This window comes from Rummeliibacillus sp. POC4, assembly GCF_003576525.1.
In the GTDB taxonomy this organism is placed as follows: domain Bacteria; phylum Bacillota; class Bacilli; order Bacillales_A; family Planococcaceae; genus Rummeliibacillus.
In genome coordinates, this window is record NZ_QWUA01000008.1 from 1 (window position 1) to 20,059 (window position 20,059).

General features: G+C 35.2%; 18 protein-coding genes and 1 other annotated feature. Of the genes, 17 read left to right on the plus strand and 1 reads right to left on the minus strand.

Annotation, left to right across the window (positions count from 1 at the left end):
* The first annotated feature begins 12 nt into the window (after positions 1-12).
* From nagA to D1606_RS04220, 5 genes are all read left to right on the plus strand, one after another.
* Positions 13-1,176, plus strand: coding sequence for an N-acetylglucosamine-6-phosphate deacetylase (gene nagA, locus D1606_RS04200; RefSeq protein ID WP_119414857.1), 1,164 nt, complete (start codon positions 13-15; stop codon positions 1,174-1,176).
* Between the two features lie 369 nt (positions 1,177-1,545).
* Entirely contained in the window at positions 1,546-2,307 is a 762-nt protein-coding gene (locus D1606_RS04205; RefSeq protein WP_119414765.1) for a tRNA threonylcarbamoyladenosine dehydratase, read from the plus strand.
* A 304-nt stretch (positions 2,308-2,611) separates the two neighbouring features.
* On the plus strand, positions 2,612-3,511 hold the full coding sequence (locus D1606_RS04210) for an ABC transporter ATP-binding protein (RefSeq protein ID WP_119414766.1): 900 nt from the start codon (positions 2,612-2,614) through the stop codon (positions 3,509-3,511).
* A complete protein-coding gene (locus tag D1606_RS04215) occupies positions 3,504-4,742 on the plus strand; it encodes an ABC transporter permease (protein WP_119414767.1) in 1,239 nt (412 codons plus the stop codon). The genes D1606_RS04210 and D1606_RS04215 overlap by 8 nt, the downstream gene beginning before the upstream one ends.
* A gap of 446 nt (positions 4,743-5,188) precedes the next feature.
* A complete protein-coding gene (locus D1606_RS04220) occupies positions 5,189-6,052 on the plus strand; it encodes a DUF2785 domain-containing protein (protein WP_119414768.1) in 864 nt (287 codons plus the stop codon).
* Positions 6,053-6,167: 115 nt separating this feature from the next.
* Here D1606_RS04220 and D1606_RS04225 read toward each other — a convergent pair whose 3' ends face one another.
* Positions 6,168-7,460, minus strand: coding sequence for a replication-associated recombination protein A (locus D1606_RS04225; protein ID WP_119414769.1), 1,293 nt, complete (start codon positions 7,458-7,460; stop codon positions 6,168-6,170).
* A 231-nt stretch (positions 7,461-7,691) separates the two neighbouring features.
* Here D1606_RS04225 and cymR point away from each other — a divergent pair, with 231 nt between their 5' ends.
* From cymR to D1606_RS04285, 12 genes are all read left to right on the plus strand, one after another.
* Entirely contained in the window at positions 7,692-8,111 is a 420-nt protein-coding gene (cymR, locus tag D1606_RS04230) for a cysteine metabolism transcriptional regulator CymR (protein ID WP_119414770.1), read from the plus strand.
* Between the two features lie 15 nt (positions 8,112-8,126).
* On the plus strand, positions 8,127-9,269 hold the full coding sequence (locus D1606_RS04235) for a cysteine desulfurase family protein (protein ID WP_199670657.1): 1,143 nt from the start codon (positions 8,127-8,129) through the stop codon (positions 9,267-9,269).
* 19 nt (positions 9,270-9,288) lie between these two features.
* Positions 9,289-10,410, plus strand: coding sequence for a tRNA 2-thiouridine(34) synthase MnmA (gene mnmA, locus D1606_RS04240; protein ID WP_119414772.1), 1,122 nt, complete (start codon positions 9,289-9,291; stop codon positions 10,408-10,410).
* A gap of 16 nt (positions 10,411-10,426) precedes the next feature.
* Positions 10,427-11,086, plus strand: coding sequence for a tetratricopeptide repeat protein (locus D1606_RS04245; protein ID WP_119414773.1), 660 nt, complete (start codon positions 10,427-10,429; stop codon positions 11,084-11,086).
* A 20-nt stretch (positions 11,087-11,106) separates the two neighbouring features.
* The gene (gene recD2 / locus D1606_RS04250) at positions 11,107-13,584 is read left to right on the plus strand and encodes an SF1B family DNA helicase RecD2 (RefSeq protein WP_119414774.1); all 2,478 of its coding nucleotides are present in this window, start codon (positions 11,107-11,109) and stop codon (positions 13,582-13,584) included.
* Positions 13,585-13,675: 91 nt separating this feature from the next.
* Positions 13,676-13,881, plus strand: a binding site (T-box leader).
* 47 nt (positions 13,882-13,928) lie between these two features.
* Positions 13,929-16,592 carry an alanine--tRNA ligase gene (gene alaS / locus D1606_RS04255; protein WP_119414775.1) on the plus strand — a complete coding sequence of 888 codons (2,664 nt, stop codon included), beginning with the start codon at positions 13,929-13,931 and terminating at the stop codon, positions 16,590-16,592.
* A 76-nt stretch (positions 16,593-16,668) separates the two neighbouring features.
* The gene (locus tag D1606_RS04260) at positions 16,669-16,938 is read left to right on the plus strand and encodes an IreB family regulatory phosphoprotein (RefSeq protein WP_119414776.1); all 270 of its coding nucleotides are present in this window, start codon (positions 16,669-16,671) and stop codon (positions 16,936-16,938) included.
* Positions 16,938-17,357 (plus strand): Holliday junction resolvase RuvX, encoded by a 420-nt coding sequence (gene ruvX / locus D1606_RS04265; protein WP_119414777.1) that lies wholly within the window; start codon positions 16,938-16,940, stop codon positions 17,355-17,357. The genes D1606_RS04260 and ruvX overlap by 1 nt, the downstream gene beginning before the upstream one ends.
* A gap of 9 nt (positions 17,358-17,366) precedes the next feature.
* A complete protein-coding gene (locus D1606_RS04270) occupies positions 17,367-17,657 on the plus strand; it encodes a DUF1292 domain-containing protein (protein ID WP_119414778.1) in 291 nt (96 codons plus the stop codon).
* Positions 17,658-17,689: 32 nt separating this feature from the next.
* Positions 17,690-17,983 (plus strand): DUF1292 domain-containing protein, encoded by a 294-nt coding sequence (locus D1606_RS04275; RefSeq protein WP_119414779.1) that lies wholly within the window; start codon positions 17,690-17,692, stop codon positions 17,981-17,983.
* A gap of 127 nt (positions 17,984-18,110) precedes the next feature.
* A complete protein-coding gene (gene mltG / locus D1606_RS04280; RefSeq protein ID WP_119414780.1) occupies positions 18,111-19,229 on the plus strand; it encodes an endolytic transglycosylase MltG in 1,119 nt (372 codons plus the stop codon).
* A gap of 193 nt (positions 19,230-19,422) precedes the next feature.
* The gene (locus D1606_RS04285; protein WP_119414781.1) at positions 19,423-20,055 is read left to right on the plus strand and encodes an O-methyltransferase; all 633 of its coding nucleotides are present in this window, start codon (positions 19,423-19,425) and stop codon (positions 20,053-20,055) included.
* The last annotated feature ends 4 nt before the right edge of the window (positions 20,056-20,059 follow it).

Sequence of the window (20,059 nt, forward strand, 5' to 3'; positions counted from 1 at the left end):
AAAAAAGGGGGTATGATATTGGTGCAAACACTGTTTATATCTGGAGTTAAGATTATTAATGCAAACGAAAAAGAGTACATTGCAGATATTCTTGTTGAAGACGGGAAAATCAAAAAAATTGGATCTTCACTTCGATTAAAAGCGGATAAAGAAATTGATGGTAGTGGCAAAATACTTTTTCCAGGCTATATTGATATGCATATTCATGGATCAGCAGGAAAAGATACGATGGATGCAACAACAGAGTCACTTCATATAATAGCAAGATCATTAGTTAAAGAGGGGACAACTAGCTTTTTAGCTACTACTATGACACAAGAACAACAAGCAATTGAATCGGCTTTAAAGAATATAGCTAACTTTGAAAGTGCAGAAAATGAAGCAGAAGTTATTGGTATTCATGTTGAAGGTCCATATATTTCAAAAAAATGTGCTGGCGCACAACCAGTAGAACATATTATTCCCCCATCTATTGATCAATTCACACAATGGCAAAGATTAAGTGGCTATAAAATAAAAGAAATCACAGTTGCACCAGAAGTAAATGGTGGTTTTGAATTTGTAGAAGCTTTAGCCAAAGAGAGTGTTGTCATATCGATTGGTCATTCTGATGCAACAATTGAAGAAGTAGAAAAAGCCATTTCTCTAGGTGTAAAACAAGTGACACATTTATATAATAAAATGCGACCTTTCCATCATCGTGAATTAGGAGTAGTGGGAGGCGTATTGCTATCTGAAAATGTGAAGGTAGAGTTGATTGTTGATTTTATCCATGTTCATCCAAGAGCAGTTGACTTTACTTACCGTGTCAAAGGGGCAAATAATATTATTCTTATTACGGATGCAATGAGAGCAAAAGGTGAACCAAACGGTCATTACGATTTAGGTGGACAACTAGTTCATCTAACACCAAAAGGAGCATATTTACCAAATGGCTCCTTAGCTGGAAGTGTATTAACGATGGATTTAGCAGTTCGAAACATGCGAAAAGCTACAAATTGCACACTCCAAGAATTAGTTGCTATGTCTTCTACAAATGCATGTAAACAAATGGGTATTACGTCAAAAGGTCATATTGCTGAGGGATTAGATGCGGATTTTGTGCTACTTGATCAAAAATTATATGTGCAAAAAACAATTCGCCAAGGCAAAATTGTATTCGACAACAGTCTATAAGTAATTAATAGCAAAATCTAAAGATATTGTCTGATTTAGATGAAATAAAATGAAGCAACATTATATGCTTAATTGAAAAACTAACATAAACGAATAGGGAAAGTAACTATCAGGGGCAGAAATTACAATTTCTGCAGAAGGATCAGATGTAGAAGAAGCTCTTGCAAAATTATCCGAAGTAATTTTTTCAGAGGGTATTGATGTTGAATGTTAGAACTCAAAAGTATTGCGGTGTCAATTTAGGAAAGATGTAAACTAGAGTTTTTTCTATACTTTACTTGCATTGTTACATACTTTAGGTTTATATTTTTGATGGAGCAATTATATAAGTAAAAGAATAGGATTACTTTATTAATAGGAGAGACGTTCATGTTACATCAATTTTCAAGAAATGAGCTTGCAATTGGACAAGAAGGTTTAGATAAACTAAAAAATACGACCGTTGCCATTCTAGGCGTTGGTGGTGTTGGTTCATTTGCTGCTGAAGCATGCGCAAGAAGTGGTGTTGGTCGAATTATTTTAGTAGATAAGGATGATGTTGATATTACGAATATTAACCGTCAATTAGTTGCTTATATATCTACAATCGGTAAATCAAAATCAGCAGTTATGAAAGAAAGAATTGCGGATATTAATCCGGAATGTGAAGTAATCGATTTACATATGTTCTATACAGAAGAAACATATGAAAAATTCTTTAGCTATCAACCTGATTATGTCATTGATGCTTCAGATACTGTGAAATACAAAATTCATATTATTAAAGAATGTCTAAAAAGAAAGATTAAAATTATCTCTAGTATGGGTGCTGCCAACAAAATGGACCCAACTCGTTTTAAAATCGCAGATATATCAAAAACGCATACAGACCCACTTGCTAAAGTCATTCGTTTAAAATTACGTAAGGATGGCATTAAAAAAGGTGTTCCTGTTATTTTCTCTGATGAAAGTCCAATTGTTATTCGACCAGATGTTGCCGAAACAGTTGGTAAACCGGATGCTGAAATTAGAAAAGCTAAAATGCCACCATCATCAAATGCTTTTGCCCCTTCTACAGCAGGTTTAATAGCTGCAAGCTGGGTAGTACGTGATATTTTGAAAGATATTAAAATTAATCGAGTACAAGGCTAATATATATTTACCAAAACCGTATTTACACATTAATCTGTGAATACGGTTTTTATTATGTAATAGGAATATTAGTTAAATATGGTAATATGAAATTTTATTTTTTACCATTATTAGTTAAATTGATATATAATTTCAACTGTAGCATCAAGTTCTTTTGTTGTGATTTTTCTATTTTGTCTTACAAAAGAGACAAACATTTTATTTATGATAACCATATCTATTTAATTTCAATTAAGGTGAATACATTTCGTGGTTAGAAACGTATAAGTATTATGTTCAGAATTTTTAAAAAAGGAGAAGGTTTATGGCACTAGTAATCGAGCAAGTTACAAAAAGGTATCATGATTTTAAAGCAGTGAATCAGCTATCTTTTACTATTGAAAAAGGAGAAATCTTTGGATTAATAGGACAGAATGGAGCTGGAAAAACTACAACATTTCGTATGATTTTAGATTTACAGGATACGACTGAGGGGAATATATCTTGGAATGGTCAACCGATGAATAGAGTCAATCGAGATGTACTTGGCTATTTGCCAGAAGAACGTGGTATTTTCCCTACTATGACAGTAGAAGAACAACTTTATTTTTTTGGTGTATTACGAGGGTGGACTAGGACGGATTTGAAACAAGAAGTAGATTACTGGATTACTCGATTTGAATTGGATGATAAACGAAAAGCAAAGGCTGAAACACTGTCAAAAGGAAATCAGCAAAAAGTACAGCTAATCGCAAGTTTTATCCACCAACCAGAGTTTCTAATATTAGATGAGCCTTTTAGTGGTCTTGATCCTGTTAATCGGCAATTATTAATGGATGCAATTTTATATCTAAAAGAAAAAGGTACAACGATTCTTTTCTCAAGTCATCAAATGGATAATGTGGAAGAGCTTTGTGATCATCTTTGTATATTAAAAAAAGGTGAGTCTTTATTTACTGGTAGTTTAGTAGATTTAAAGGAGCAATACGGCAAGATTAAACTAAGTATCCGTACAGATCTGGATAAATCACAACTATTTGCCCTTCCTGGTGTTGGGAATGTTAAAGAAACAAAAGATGGTTTCACCTTATTATTGGAAGATGAATCGTACGGAGAACAATTATTTGATACTCTTGGAAAAGGAAAATATATGGAGAAGTTTAGTATGGATTATTTATCGCTGGATGAAATCTTCAAAGACTTGGTAGGTGGAGAGCATGTCTAAATTTTGGATATTAGTAACTCAGCTTTATAAGCAAAAGATTAAAGCAAAATCATTTATTTTTGGGACATTATTATATGTTGCAATTATCAGTGGGATTATATTTTGGTCTGATATTAAAGCTGCTCTTTTTTCCGAAGAACCACTTAAGATTGCTATGATTAACAATACAAAACAGGATTTTAAAGAAGTATTTCAATCAGATAACGATTTGAAATTTTCTTTTTCTAATGATGATTCAGCAAAAATTGAAAAACAGGTCAAAGATGAGAAATTAGATGCGGCAGTCTTTCTAAATGAAAAAGACGGTAAGTTAAACGCTGAAATTGCCACATATACACCACTTGAATTCAATGATCAAACGAAATTATCTTCGATGATTCAGTATGCTGGAAAAATCTATTCGGTACAACAACTCAATTTATCGGCTGAACAAGCAGCTCAAATTATTGAATCTGAAACACCGATTAATATGAAAAATTTAAATACTGAAAAAGAAAGTGGAAAGAGCGAGGATGAAAAAGCGGCAGGCATTGGAGCTTCTATTTTAGTAGGTTCAATAGTCTACTCAATCGTTATTTCGTTTTTATCTATTATTACGACAGATGTTGCTTCCGAAAAAGGTTCACGGGTATTAGAAGTATTACTTGCAAGTGTTAAACCTTCAACCCACTTTTTGGCAAAGATTACGGGTACTTATTTATTAGCATTTACGCAAGTCATATTGATATTTGGTGTACAAATTATTCTATTGTTAATAGTAAACGGAGGAGAAAAGTGGGGGAAAGTTGCGGATATTGTTGATCATTTATCGATAAGTTATGTTCTATACACTCTTGCATACTTATTGTTATCTATTTTCCTTTTCTTAATTATGGGTGCCCTCTTTGGTTCACTTGTTTCTAAAGTAGAGGAAGCGGGCCAAACGATGATGCCAGCTATGTTCGTTGGTATGGCGGGTTTTTACGTATTGTTATCAGGTTTATCCAATCCAGATACATTGCTTGTAAAAGTCTTTTCTTTTATCCCATTTACGACAGTGATGGTTATGCCGCTTCGAATAGGTGCGACGGACTTGTTACCTGCAGAACCACTTATTGCATTAATTGTTTTAATCGTTACAGTTATCGTACTGTTCTATATTAGTTTTTCATTCTATAAACGAAGCGTACTGACTTATAGTTCTGGTGGGGTTATTCAAAAAATTAAAACTGTGTTGAAAGTTACTACGTAATATCTTAAATCCAAACTTTTAAAATGGAAAAATCAGGGTGCATAGAATTTAACTCTTGATGGCCTTGTTTTTTTCTATGATAATCTGTTGATTTCCGTTACTGGCGGACGCTTTCCGCGGGCGAGCGGTGAGCCTCCTCACTTCGTTCCGGGGTCTCACCTGTCTCGCTTTCCCGCAGGACATTGAATTAGCTTCCTCGAAATTTACACCGCACGAAGAAAATGTGAATACATTTTCGAGGAGTCACCGCCATCCACTCCAATCAACATACAAATTTATAAATATAAATAAATCTGTCAAGAAAGAACAGATTTCTAACAATCAAAAGTACCACATTTCATTCAAAAAATATGTAGGATAGAGACAAATGAAATTTCAACTGCGAAAGTTGAATTATGATAAGTAAAAAGTATTGTAAAAAAACATATCTGCAAAGGTGATTAATATTGAATCTACTTACAAACACAATTTTATTAGATGAAGATGAACTAAGAATGGTTTTAAAGGATATTCAAAATGGACAAAACGACTGGGATGAAAAGAATAAGTCGCTTATAGTTCAATCAATGATTAACCATATCGGTTCAATTGATAGTGAGTTAAGGGACAACTTGATATATGGCTCATTTTGTCAATTAATAATAGAGAAAAATATTCTCGAACATAACATGTTAAAAAAACTCTTAGACTTGAGTATAAATGAATTGTTATTTAAAGGAATTGAGGAAAATGGAACGGATACAGTTTTCATAAGATCTTTTACTTCACTTTTAGTGGCACTTATTCTTTATAGAGATAACGAAGATAATTTTCTTTCCAAAAGTACAGTTTATAAAATTAAGGACAGGTTAATCGATTATATAAATTTAGAGAATGATTTAAGGGGCTATGTTTCAGTAAAAGGATGGGCACACAGTATAGCTCATGTAGCTGATGCTTTTGAAGAACTTATAAAGAATCCAAAAATAAATCAGGAATCCTTTATAGAAATACTTAAAATGCTATGGAATAAGATTTTCGTTTCTACAAGTGTTTATATACATGATGAAGACGAAAGAATTTTGATTCCCATATTAGAAATGTTAAATAGAGGATTGGAGCAAAAAGAGATCGAAACATTAGTGCAAAATATACCGATACAACTAAAAAATCAAAAAGAACAGATAGAGGAAGAACAGTATTGGTTTTTATATTCAAACTGTAAGACATTCTTAAAAAGTTTTTATATTAAAGTTGAATCCAATCGTGACTTAATTCCTCTTCGAAATAGTCTTAAAAAGTGTTTGTCGGTAATATCCTTATATAACTAATGGATTCAAGATGATTATTGTTCTACTTATTTGGATAAAATAAACTATAAAAAGACTATAGACAAACTCTAAATTTGTTAGGGTCGTCCATAGTCTTAGATTACTAATAAATAGGCTATTTTTTTCTATTCTTTTTTAAACTATTCAAATGATCATAGATTCCTGCCATGCGTTTTTCTTGTCCTGCAATGACTGGTTTGTAGAATTCCGTGCCTTCTAGTTCATCGGGTAAATATTGCTGATCTACCCAGCCACCAAATGTACCAATAGGTGTATTATGCGGATATTGATATCCTTCTACGCCGAGTACTTTTGCACCTGCATAGTGAGCATCTCGTAAATGCATCGGGATGTCTCCTGTTTTACCAGCGTGAATAGCTGCTGTTGCTGCATCAATAGCAGCAATAGCTGAATTGGATTTTTCTGCTAGACACATTTCAATAACAGCATGTGCAAGCGGAATACGTGCTTCCGGCATTCCAAGACGTTCAGCAGCCTGTACTGCTGCAAGAACATGTGAACCTACTTCAGGAGCAGCTAAACCTATATCTTCATAACTGATTACAAGCAATCGTCGACTGACCGCAACCAAATCACCATTTTCCAAACAGTTCGCTAAATAGTAGATTGCTGCGTTTACATCACTTCCACGAATAGATTTTTGTAATGCTGAAATAAGATTATAGAAGTGACTTCCTTTTTTATCCCCATAAACTCCGATGCGTTCTGCTAGATTTTTGACGATTGAATCTTGTACAATCGTCTCATCGTTTTCTTCATCTGAAGAATAGTAGACAGACTCCAAAAGAGTTAGTGCTTTTCGGGCATCTCCATGTGCAGCTTGTACGATGAGTGTACGTTGATCATCTGTCATGCGGATTTTATAACGACCTAGTCCGCGTTCTTTATCTTCTAAAGCTCGAAGTATCAATGTATCAATATCATCATCTGTCAATCTCTTAAGTTGCTTAATCTCTCCACAGCGGGATCGAATGGCAGGATTGACATCGTGAAATGGATTTTCGGTTGTTGCCCCTATTAATACAATTGAACCGTTTTCAACATGTGGAAGTAGAGTATCTTGTTGCAATTTATTGAAACGATGAATTTCATCTAAAAATAAGATGACTTGTCCTGATAATTTTGCTTCGCCTACAACATCCTCCACATCTTTTTTTCCTGCACGTGTAGCATTCAAGGCGAAAAATGGTAATTTAGAAGAACCAGCTATTGCAAAGGCAATCGATGTTTTTCCAATACCAGGTTCACCGTAAAGTAACATAGAAGGTATATGCCCATTTTTTATCATTTTATATAATGTAGTATTTTGTCCAATAATTTCTTGATGACCAACAACTTCATCAAGGTTACGTGGTCGCATACGAAAAGCAAGTGGTTCGTTCGGCATGCAGACACCTCCTTCATTTATTTGTATCCAGTAAGTTGTTGTAAATTTAATGTATCTTTACTAAGAAAAATTTATGTTATAAGTGATAAAGTAGTAGATAAAATTACTTGTTTTGATAATTAGACAAGTTTCGATAACTCGTAACAATAATCATAAATCATTCCCGAGTAGAATGAAAGGAAATATGCTATACTTTAATCTAGACAAATAGCTAATTTTAGAGGTGTATATATGAAAATATCAACAAAAGGTCGTTATGGCCTAACTATTATGATTGAGTTGGCTAAAGAATATGGTCAAGGACCAATCCCACTTAGACAAATTGCATCTGAGAACAACTTATCAGAAGCTTATTTAGAACAACTTGTTTCTCCTTTAAGAAACTCAGGCCTTGTAAAAAGTGTTCGTGGTGCATACGGTGGTTATATGCTGTCAAAAGCACCCCATTTAATCTCTTCAGCAGATGTGATTAAAGTTTTAGAAGGTCCAATTCAACCTGTTGAAGGTATTGAAGAAGAAGCTCCACCACAACGAGAGCTTTGGTTACGTGTTCGAGATGCTGTAAAAGACGTACTTGAAACAACAACACTTGATGATTTAGCAACTTATACAGAAGAACATAATGACGATGGCTATATGTTTTATATTTAAAAGGAGTTTTTTATCATGAAAGAAATTTATCTTGACCATGCTGCAACTTCTCCTATGCATCCAGCTGTAATTGAGAAGATGGCAGAAACTATGGGAGTAGTTTTTGGCAATCCCTCTAGTATTCATGGCATTGGTCGATATGCTCGCAAATATTTGGACGAAGCAAGAACAGTAATTGCAAAATCTATTGGTGCAAAAGACCGCGAAATCATCTTTACCAGTGGTGGTAGTGAAGCTGATAATTTAGCGATTACTGGTACAGCACATGCAAGACGTGCAGAAGGTCGCCATATTATTACAACACAAATCGAGCATCATGCAGTACTTCATACTTGCCAACAACTAGAAAGAGAAGGCTTTGAAGTGACATATCTTCCAGTCAACGAAAAAGGAATGATCTCACTTGATGATCTAAAAAAAGCTCTTCGAGACGATACCATTTTGGTAACAGTTATGTTTGGTAACAACGAAGTCGGTACATTACAACCGATTAAAGAAATCGGTGCCTTATTAAAGGATCATCAAGCGAGTTTCCATACGGATGCAGTTCAAGCATTTGGTATTCAAAAGATTGATGTCAATGAATTACAAGTAGATTTACTATCTGTTTCTTCTCATAAATTGAACGGCCCGAAAGGCTTAGGCTTTTTATATCAACGTGATAACGCAAAAATTCAACCAATTATTTTCGGGGGAGAACAGGAGCGCAAACGTCGTGCAGGAACTGAAAATGTACCGGCAGTTGTTGGTTTAGCAGAAGCTACAAAAATTGCACAAGATAGTTTTGAAGAAAAACAACAATTATTTAAACAATTCCGCAAAACATTTTTAGATAAATTAGATCAAGCAGGTATCACTTATCATGTAAATGGTGATGAAGTTGACTATTTACCTCATGTTTTAAATATTAGCTTTAAAGGAATGGATGTAGAATCTTTTTTAGTTAATTTGGATATCGCAGGTATAGCAGCTTCAAGTGGTTCTGCATGTACAGCTGGTTCTATCGATCCTTCACATGTACTAGTTGCTATGTACGGAAAAGATGCCGATGAACTCCGCAACTCTATTCGCTTTAGCTTTGGCTATGGCTTAACACTGGAGGACATTGAAACAGCTGCAGTTAAAACAATCGAGATCGTAAAACGTCTAGTGAAATAATAGAAAAAGGTGAAACAATATGAACGTAACGAAAGACCCCTCACAAACCCGGGTTGTCGTCGGAATGTCTGGAGGAGTCGATTCTTCTGTGACGGCTTACTTATTAAAGAAACAAGGCTATGACGTCATCGGTATTTTTATGAAAAACTGGGATGATACAGACGAAAATGGTGTTTGTACAGCTACAGAAGATTATGAAGATGTCATTAAAGTTTGCAATCAAATCGGAATTCCTTATTATGCAGTAAACTTTGAAAAACAATATTGGGATAAAGTATTTACTTATTTCTTAGAGGAATATAAAGCAGGTCGTACACCAAATCCTGATGTTATGTGCAACAAAGAAATCAAATTTAAGGCATTCCTAGAACATGCTTTAAAACTTGGTGCTGATTATGTGGCAACAGGGCATTATGCACGAGTAGAAGTACGAGACGGTGAAACAAGAATGTTACGCGGCGTCGATCAAAACAAAGACCAAACGTATTTCTTAAACCAATTATCTCAAGAACAATTGTCGAAAGTTATGTTCCCAATTGGAGAATTAGAAAAACCTCGTGTCCGTGAAATCGCAGCTGAAGCAGGTTTAGCAACTGCCAAGAAAAAAGACTCAACAGGTATCTGTTTTATCGGAGAACGTAATTTCAAAGAGTTCTTAAGTCAATACTTACCTGCGCAACCAGGCAATATGGAAACATTTGATGGTCAAGTGATGGGCAAACACGATGGATTAATGTATTACACAATTGGACAACGTCATGGCCTTGGAATCGGCGGAGATGGTGATCCATGGTTTGTACTAGGAAAAGATTTAGAAAGAAATGTCTTATTAGTTGGTCAAAACTTCTATAACGATAAACTATTTTCTACTAGCTTAACTGCAGTGAAAACAAGTTTTACAACACATCGCGAAATGCCTAAAAAGTTCAAAGCTACAGCTAAATTCCGTTATCGTCAAAAGGACGTACCTGTAGAAGTAGAAATTTTAGGCGAAGATAAATGGCAAGTTACCTTTAGTGAACCAACGCGTGCTATCACACCAGGACAATCTGTTGTTTTATACGATGGAGATGAATGTCTAGGTGGCGCTACGATTGATGAAGTATTTAAAAATGGCGAAAAACTAACTTACGTTGGGTAATATAGAGGTGATAGAAATGGATTTTAATGAAGAAGGCGTAAAAGCTATTCAAGAAAAACGTTATGAAGATGCAGCTAAAGCATTTACTCAAGCAATAGACGAAAATCCTAATGATCCAGTGGGTTATATTAACTTCGGTAATCTACTAGCATCAATGGATGATATAGAACGAGCAGAACGTTTTTTCCAAAAAGCAATAACATTAGATGAAAATACGGCAACAGCATACTACGGTTTAGCGAATTTATATTATAATTCAGAAAGATATTTAGAAGCTGCAAAATTATATGAGAAATCAATTCGTCATGGAATTGAAGGTGCTGATGCCTATTATATGTTAGGTAAAAGTTTTGAACATGAAGGACAACATAAGCTTGGCCTGCCTTATATGCAACGAGCAGCTGAACTTGCACCGCAAGATTTACAAATAAGACTATCTTATGGCATTATGCTATGTACATTAGAATTATTTGAACAAGCAGAGAAAGAACTAAAGTTTGTCATCGATGAAGATTGGAATAATGCAGATGCTCACTATAATTTAGGAGTATTATATGCTGTTTCTACCGACCAAATTGATGATGCAATGTATCATTTAAAACAAGCTTATACATTACAACCTGAATTTGAACAAGCACGATATATTCATGACATGCTTGCGATGAAAAAGAACTAATTTGAAAGAAGGGGACAGAGTTGACTGGGAATTTAACATTATTTACAGACGAGCAGCTTTTTATCGTCGGTCGACCTGTCGTTACCATTTTTCATAATGCACAAAATTTGTTTTCAATTGTAAAGTTGAAAATTCAAGAAACAAATACGGACTATAAAGAAAAGGAAATAATCGTCACAGGTTATTTTCCTAAAGTTGTCGAGGATGCTATATACCGCTATACAGGTCAACTGAAGCAACATCCTAAATACGGCCTACAGTTTCAAGCTGCTACTTTTGAAAAAGAGATTCCAGCAACTGAAACTGGGGTCGTTCAATATTTAGCTAGTGATTTATTCCCTGGAATCGGTCGTCGTACTGCTGATATTATCGTCAAAAAACTAGGGGCAAATGCTATCAAAGTGATTATTGAAAACCCAGATGCATTAGATGAAATTCCTCGATTAACTGAAGAAAAAAAGCAAACACTACGTTCAGTTTTGGAACAAAATCTTGGACTCGATCGCATTATGATTCAACTCAATGAATGGGGATTTGGCGCACAAATTGCAGTGAAGATTTACCAAATGTACGAAGGTGAAACATTGCAAGTGTTGCAAAAAAATCCTTATCGATTAATTGAAGATATTGAAGGAATTGGTTTCCAACGTGCAGATGAACTTGGTGCAAGATTACATATAACAGGAAACCATCCAGATCGGATTAAAGCTGCGATTTTACATCTTTTGAATGTAGCTGCACTATCAGAAGGACATGTTTTTCTTGATGCTAGTGAAATAATACCTGAAGCTAAACGACTTCTAGAAACAAGCCAACGATGTGCGATAGAATACGATGATATCTCAAAATGTATTATCGAATTAGGTGAAGATGGTAAAGTATGTGGCGAAGAAACAAGAATCTATATGCCCTCACTCTATTATTCGGAAATTGGTATTGCATCGAAAATAACTGAACTAGTCAAAAAAAACAAAGAACATTCTGCTTTTCCAGCATCAGAAATTCGTAAGCGAATAGGGGATGCTGAGGAAAGGTTTGGTGTTAGTTATGCAGAAACGCAAATCGAAGCAATTGAAACCGCCATTAATTCCGCTGTAATGATCTTAACAGGTGGTCCAGGTACTGGGAAAACAACTGTTGTCAAAGGAATTGTAGATGTCTATGCAGAATTGCATGGGTTGTCATTGAATCCAAAGGAGTATGCCGAAAAAGATGAAGATTTTCCAATTGTTTTAGTTGCTCCAACAGGTCGTGCAGCAAAACGACTTAGCGAATCTACTGAACTCCCTGCGATGACTATTCACCGATTATTAGGATTTACAGGTCAAGAAAAAGATGAAGATTCAGATCGCGAAGTCGCGGGTAGACTTATAATCGTGGATGAAATGTCGATGGTAGATACTTGGTTAGCTCACCAATTATTAAAAGCATTGAACGATGATTGCCAAGTGATTTTTGTTGGGGACCAAGACCAACTACCACCAGTTGGGCCAGGGCAAGTACTAAAAGACTTACTTGCCTCGAAGTCAATTCCAACTGTTGAACTTACCGATGTTTATCGTCAATCAGAAGGTTCTTCAATTATTGAACTGGCACATCAGATGAAACAAGGCGAAATACCTCAAGACTTAACAGTTAAAACAAGTGATCGATCATTTATCCGAGTTGGTCAAGAGCAAATTGCAGATGTAGTTGGTCAAGTAGTGAAAAGTGCCATAAAAAAAGGATTTTCTATTCATGACATACAAGTATTAGCACCGATGTATCGGGGAACTGCTGGTATTGATGCTTTGAACAAATTGCTGCAAGAACTTTTGAATCCTAAGAAAAGCGAAAAAACAAAAGAAATTGCTTTTGGAGATACGATTTATCGAATTGGTGATAAGGTATTGCAACTCGTCAACCAACCAAATAATAATGTATTCAATGGAGATATGGGGGAAGTAATTTCCATTATAAAAGCGAAAGAAACGGTTGAAAAAACAGACTTATTAATAGTTTCTTTCGATGGTATTGAAGTAACATATCAAAAAGGTGATTTAAATCAACTAACACTAGCGTATTGTTGCTCGATTCATAAATCCCAAGGTAGCGAATTTCCAATGGTAATTATGCCGATTGTTAGAAGCTATTCTAAAATGCTTCGGAAGAATTTACTCTATACGGGTATTACAAGAGCTAAAAACTTTCTTATCCTTTGTGGAGAACCTGATACTTTTATCTATGGTTTCCAAAGAACTGATGATTCAAAAAGGCATACTAGTCTGGCAGATCGGTTAATGAGTGATACACCTGTTGAAAAAAAAGTGAAAAGTCCTATAGAAAATGTTGACTCATCATCAGAAACGATAAATGTAGAAGAAGCCCCTATAGAATCAGATTTAGCAGAAACGAATGGAGAACCTGCTAAGCTGACTATGGAGAATGTATATAGCATCCATCCCATGATCGGCATGAATGGTATTAGTCCATATGACTTTATGAATAATGAGAATTGACATAATGACAGGCATTTTTTAAAATAAGAAAGAGAAAAAATGGATACAACTAGTCATATAACGCAAATGTACTATTTTTAAACCCTATATTTAGAAATCGTTGAAGGAAAAAAGTACTTATTGGAAAGTGTTCAGAAAGAGATTCCTTGGCTGCGAGAATCTTCAACTTCCAATTTGGAAAAGCTCGTCCTGAGTGCAGTTAAAAACTGTCGTTAACCGCGTTAAGGTAAAGTAAGAGATAATAGTGTAAATTATTATAATTAGGGTGGTACCGCGAATATAACCTTCGTCCCTTTTAAGAGGATGGGGTTTTTTTTATTGTATTAAAGGAGGAAATAATTTCTATGCAAACATCTGCAGAAATTCGTCGTAAATTCATTCAATTCTTCGAAGAAAAAAATCATAAACAAGAGCCAAGTATGCCACTTGTTCCAATTAATGACGCATCATTACTTTGGATTAACTCTGGTGTAGCAACATTAAAAAAATACTTTGATGGTTCCGTTATACCTGAAAATCCACGTATAACAAATGCTCAAAAAGCAATTCGTACAAACGATATCGAAAATGTTGGTAAAACAGCAAGACACCATACTTTCTTTGAAATGCTTGGTAACTTTTCTATCGGTGATTACTTTAAAAAAGAAGCTATTCATTTTGCTTGGGAATTTTTAACTGATCCAAAATGGATGGGATTCGATGGTGCTAAATTATCCATTACAATTCACCCTGAAGACCAAGAAGCATATAATATTTGGAAAGATGAAATCGGTGTGCCTGAAGAACGCCTAATCCGTTTAGAAGGTAACTTCTGGGATATTGGTGAAGGTCCAAGTGGTCCAAACTCAGAAATCTTCTATGATCGTGGCGAAGAATATGGCAATAACCCAAAAGACCCTGAATTATATCCAGGTGGGGAAAATGAACGTTATCTAGAAATTTGGAACCTTGTGTTCTCACAATTCAACCATAATCCAGATGGTACTTACACTCCACTACCAAAGCAAAATATTGATACAGGTATGGGACTTGAACGTATGGCTTCAGTTGTCCAAAATGTACCTACAAACTTTGATACAGATTTATTTATGCCAATCATTGAAAAAATTGAAGAATTTGCAAATCGCAAATATAAACGCCCTAACGAAATAGATTTCAATGAAATTTTCGGTAGTGAAGAAGATATAAACACACCATTCAAAGTAATCGCAGACCATATTCGTACTGTAGCATTTGCTATTGGTGATGGTGCTCTACCTTCAAATGAAGGCCGAGGCTATGTATTACGTCGTTTATTGCGTCGTGCTGTTCGTTATGCAAAACAAATTGGTATTGAAAAGCCATTTATGTTCGAATTAGTTTCAACTGTTGGTGCAATTATGGCTGATTTTTATCCACAAGTACAAGAAAAGGCAGAATTTATTTCACGTGTTATTAAAAACGAAGAAGTTCGTTTCCATGAAACACTACACGATGGTTTAGCTATTTTCAATGAAGTTGTAGAATCACAAAAAGCAAAAGGTGAAACAGTTATTCCAGGCGCTGATGCATTCCGTTTGTATGATACGTATGGTTTCCCAGTAGAACTTACTGAAGAATATGCTGAAGAAGTAGGTATGACAGTAGATGAAGCTGGTTTTGAAGCTGAAATGGAAGCACAACGTGAGCGTGCTCGTAATGCTCGTCAAGATGTTGACTCTATGCATGTACAATCAGAAGTGTTAGCAAACTTAAAACAAGAAAGTACTTTTGTTGGTTACGATACATTAGAAACAAATACAAGAGTTGCTGCAATGGTTGTTGGCGGACAAGAAGCAAAAACAGCATCTGAAGGTGACGAAGTATTAGTTATTTTAGCTGAAACACCATTTTATGCAGAAATGGGTGGACAAATCGCAGACCATGGTACAATTTCAAACGATTCATTCACTGCATCTGTCAAAGATGTACAAAAAGCACCAAATGGTCAACCGTTACACACTGTACTTATTGAATCTGGTGAAATGCATGTAGAAGATGAAGTGTTCGCAAAAGTCGATCGCGCTGAACGAAACTTAATTGTGAAAAACCATACTGCAACTCACCTTTTACAACGCGCATTAAAAGATACTCTTGGCGAACATGTAAACCAAGCAGGTTCATATGTAGGGCCAGATCGTTTACGTTTCGACTTCTCTCACTTTGGTGCTGTGACAAAAGAAGAATTAGAAAAAATCGAACAAATTGTCAATGAAAAAGTTTGGGAAGGCATTCAAGTCGTTATCGAAGAAATGCCGATTGCAGACGCAAAAGCAATGGGAGCAATGGCATTGTTCGGAGAAAAATATGGTGATGTTGTTCGAGTTGTTCAAGTATCTGACTACTCAATTGAATTATGTGGTGGTATTCATGTAAAAAATACTTCTGAAATTGGCTTCTTCAAAATTATTTCCGAAGGTGGTATCGGGGCAGGTACTCGACGTATCGAGGCAGTTACAGGACAAGCAGCATATATTGCCGCAAAAGAAGAACAACATATTCTAGAACAAGCTGCGGGACTTCTAAAAGCAAATCCAAAAGATTTGGTTGCTCGTGTAGAAGGATTACAACATGAGTTAAAAGAACAACAACGTGAAAATGCATCACTTTCAGCTAAAATTGCTGGAGCTCAAGCATCTAATATTCTTTCTGCAGCTCAACAAATTGGTAATGTTACAGTTCTTTCTACAAAAGTAGATGCAAAAGATAATAATCAATTACGCCAATTAATGGATGATTTAAAAGGTAAAATGGATAACAGCATAATTGTTCTTGGAGCAACAGCTGGTGAAAAAGTTATGTTATGTGCAGGTGTAACAAAAGATATAGCAGGTGGAAATTATCACGCTGGTAATATCGTCAAACATGTAGCAGAACAATGCGGTGGTAAAGGCGGCGGTCGCCCTGACATGGCAATGGCTGGAGCAAAAGATGGCTCAAAATTGGCAGAAGCGTTGGATTCTGTGTATAATTATGTAAAATCTATTTAAAAGGCATTAAGAATCAGGTATACTAAAAATTATAAGATGTTTTAATTTCCAACAACTTTAAAGTGAGGTGCTGAGCATGAGTAAGTTTGATCAAACGATGAAATTTAATTTCCCAGAAGAATCTATGGAACAAGAAGTAAGAGAAACCATGCTTCATGTTCATGCAGCACTAGAAGAAAAAGGGTACAACCCGATTAACCAAATAGTTGGATACCTATTATCGGGAGATCCCGCTTATATTCCTCGTCATCAAGATGCTCGTAACAAAATTCGTAAGCTTGAACGTGACGAAATTTTAGAAGAACTAGTTAAGTTCTATATTAAGAAGAATAACGGAGCAAAATGATGAGAATAATGGGTTTAGATGTAGGCTCCAAAACTGTTGGAGTAGCAGTTAGCGACGCCCTTGGGTGGACAGCTCAAGGCGTTGAAACTGTTAAAATTGATGAGGAAAATGGTGAATTCGGTATCGAAAGAATCAGTGAACTCGTCCAACAATATGGAGTAACGGAATTCGTTGTTGGATTCCCGAAAAATATGAATAATACAATTGGTCCCAGAGGAGAAGCATCACAAGCTTATGCAAAGCTTTTAGAAGATACTTTTTCAATGCCTGTCACACTTTGGGACGAGCGTTTAACTACGATGGCAGCAGAACGATTGCTTATTGAAGCAGATGTTCGACGCAAAAATCGTAAAAAAGTCATTGATAAGATGGCTGCGGTCATGATCCTACAAGGATTTTTAGACCGAAAACAATTATGAGGTGAAAAAATGGAAGAAGAATTAGAACAACGTCATATCACAGTCGTTGATGAAGATGGTAATGAGCAACTTTGTGAAGTGCTTCATACATTTGACTCTGCAGAATTTGGAAAATCTTATGTCCTTTATTCTGTAATTGGTTCTGAAGATGAAGATGGTACTGTTGAAATTTTCGCATCATCTTTTATTCCTTCTGATGATGGTACAGATGGTGAATTATCACCAATCGAAACCGAAGAAGAATGGGATTATATTGAATCTGTTATTGAAGAATTAGATGAAGGAATTGAGCAAGAATAAGTAACTCAAATAATCAGAAGAGGTGACTGGAAATGACACAAGAACACGAACACAATCACGAACATATTATTGCAGTAGACGATGAAGGAAATGAACAAGTATACGCTGTACTATACACTTTCGATTCAGACGACTTCGGTAAATCATATGTACTGTATTATAAAGAAGGCGCAGAAGAAGGCGAAGAAGTAGAAATTTTTGCATCTGCAATCAACCCTGCTGAAGATGGTGAAGGTGGAGAACTTGTTCCTATCGAAACAGACGAAGAATGGGATATGGTTGAAGAAGTATTAAACACTCTTGATGCTGAATTTGGTGAAGAGTAACGAGTAAAATCGCCCAAGCGGAATGAGTACTTAGCATTCCGCTTTTTTTATTGAAAGTGAGTCCAATCATCAGGCTGGATAAGTTTACAATAAGCGAGATATACTCTTTTCAAAGGAGGACTTGCAATTGAGTACAAATTCATCAAAAAAAGATCAAATCAATATGTTAAAAGAAAGACAAGCAGAAAAAAAGCTTGTTCGAAAAATTGTATTAATCATTTCGACTATAATTGTAGCACTAGTACTTGTTGTAGGGATTAGTATGTATTTCTATATAAAAGGTGCATTGAAACCTGTAAACGAAAGTGCTAACAAATCAGTAAAAATAGAATTTCCAATTGGTTCTTCTTTAGATTCAATCTCGCAAACTTTAGAAGAAAAAGGAATTATCAAAAATGCTAAAGTATTTAAATACTATGCAAAATTCAAAAATGAATCAGCCTTTCAAGCTGGTACATATGAATTAACACAATCAATGACCATTGATGAAATTATTAAAAGTTTAAAAACAGGAAAAGTTTATCGCCAACCTGAATTTACGATAACCGTTCCTGAAGGATTGACTCTTGACCAAATAGCTGAACGAGTATCTAAAAGTACCGACTACTCTAAGAAGGAATTTATGGATTTAGTGACAAGTAAAGAATTTGTAAAGGATATGAGAAAAAAATATCCTAAAACGGTCACTAAGGCTGTATACAACAAGAATATTCGTTATGCACTAGAAGGATATTTATACCCATCAACATATCCATTCTTTGAAGAAAAACCTAAACTTGAAGAGATAGCTGAACAAATGGTTGCTCAAACAGATGAAGTTGTAGGATCATACGCAGTACAATTGAAAGAAAAACGAATGTCTGTTCATAAATTTTTGACTTTTGCCTCATTGCTCGAACGAGAAGCTACAGCTAAAGCAGATCGTGAAACAATTGCAAGCGTATTTTACAATCGTATTGATAAAAAAATGCCATTACAAACAGACCCAACTGTTCTCTATGCTTTAGGAAAACATAAATCTCGTGTATTGTACAAAGATTTAGAAGTCGATAATCCATACAACACATATAAGAACGCAGGGTTACCACCAGGTCCAATTTCTAATGCAGGTAAAGAGTCGTTAGAAGCAGCTATTAATCCAGCTGAAACCGACTATCTATACTTTGTAGCAGATGAAAAAGGAAACAACCATTTCTCTAAAACATACAATGAGCATTTAAATAAAGTCGATCAACATATTAAATAACCAGATAGAAGAAAGGCGACTCTCGCTTTTCTTCTATTTTCATGATAAGATAAAGTGTATTTTTATAATAAGGTTTTGATTATGATAGTGTTTTTTACGAATCATATGATTTAACAGTATTCATAAACAACCAATCTAATAACAAAAGTAGCTCATTTAGCTACTGGATCAGAAATGAAGGAGTGAGTGTTGAATGGCTATTTCGGATGCATATACAAAATCCTTCATTCAACCACGTAATGCATTACTAATGGAAATGGAACAATTTGCAGAAGAAAACTATGTTCCTATTATGCAATTACCAGCAATTGAAATCTTACTTCAAATGCTTCGTATACAAAATCCCGCCACAATTCTAGAAATCGGAAGTGCTATTGGTTACTCAGCAATTCGTATGGCTGAAACCGTTAAGGATGCCAAAATTGTTACAATCGAACGTGATGAAACAAGGATTGAACAAGCGAAGCAATTCCTATCAAAGTCCGATGTGAAAGATCATATTGTATTACTTGAAGGAGACGCGTTAGAAGTGGATGTAGAAAGTACCTATCCATCTTTTGATGCTGTTTTTATTGATGCTGCAAAAGGGCAATATAAAAAGTTTTTTGAAAAGTATAGCCCACTTGTGAAAAAAGGCGGAATACTATACATCGATAATATGTATATGCATGGCCTTTCAGATTTAGATATGAAAGACGTGCCAAAGCGAAAAAGAACAATGATTCGAAATCTACACCAATTTGCTGAATGGATTATTGCCAATCCGGACTATCAATCCTCATTCTTCCCAGTTGGTGATGGGTTATTGATTTGTATAAAGAGGTGACCAT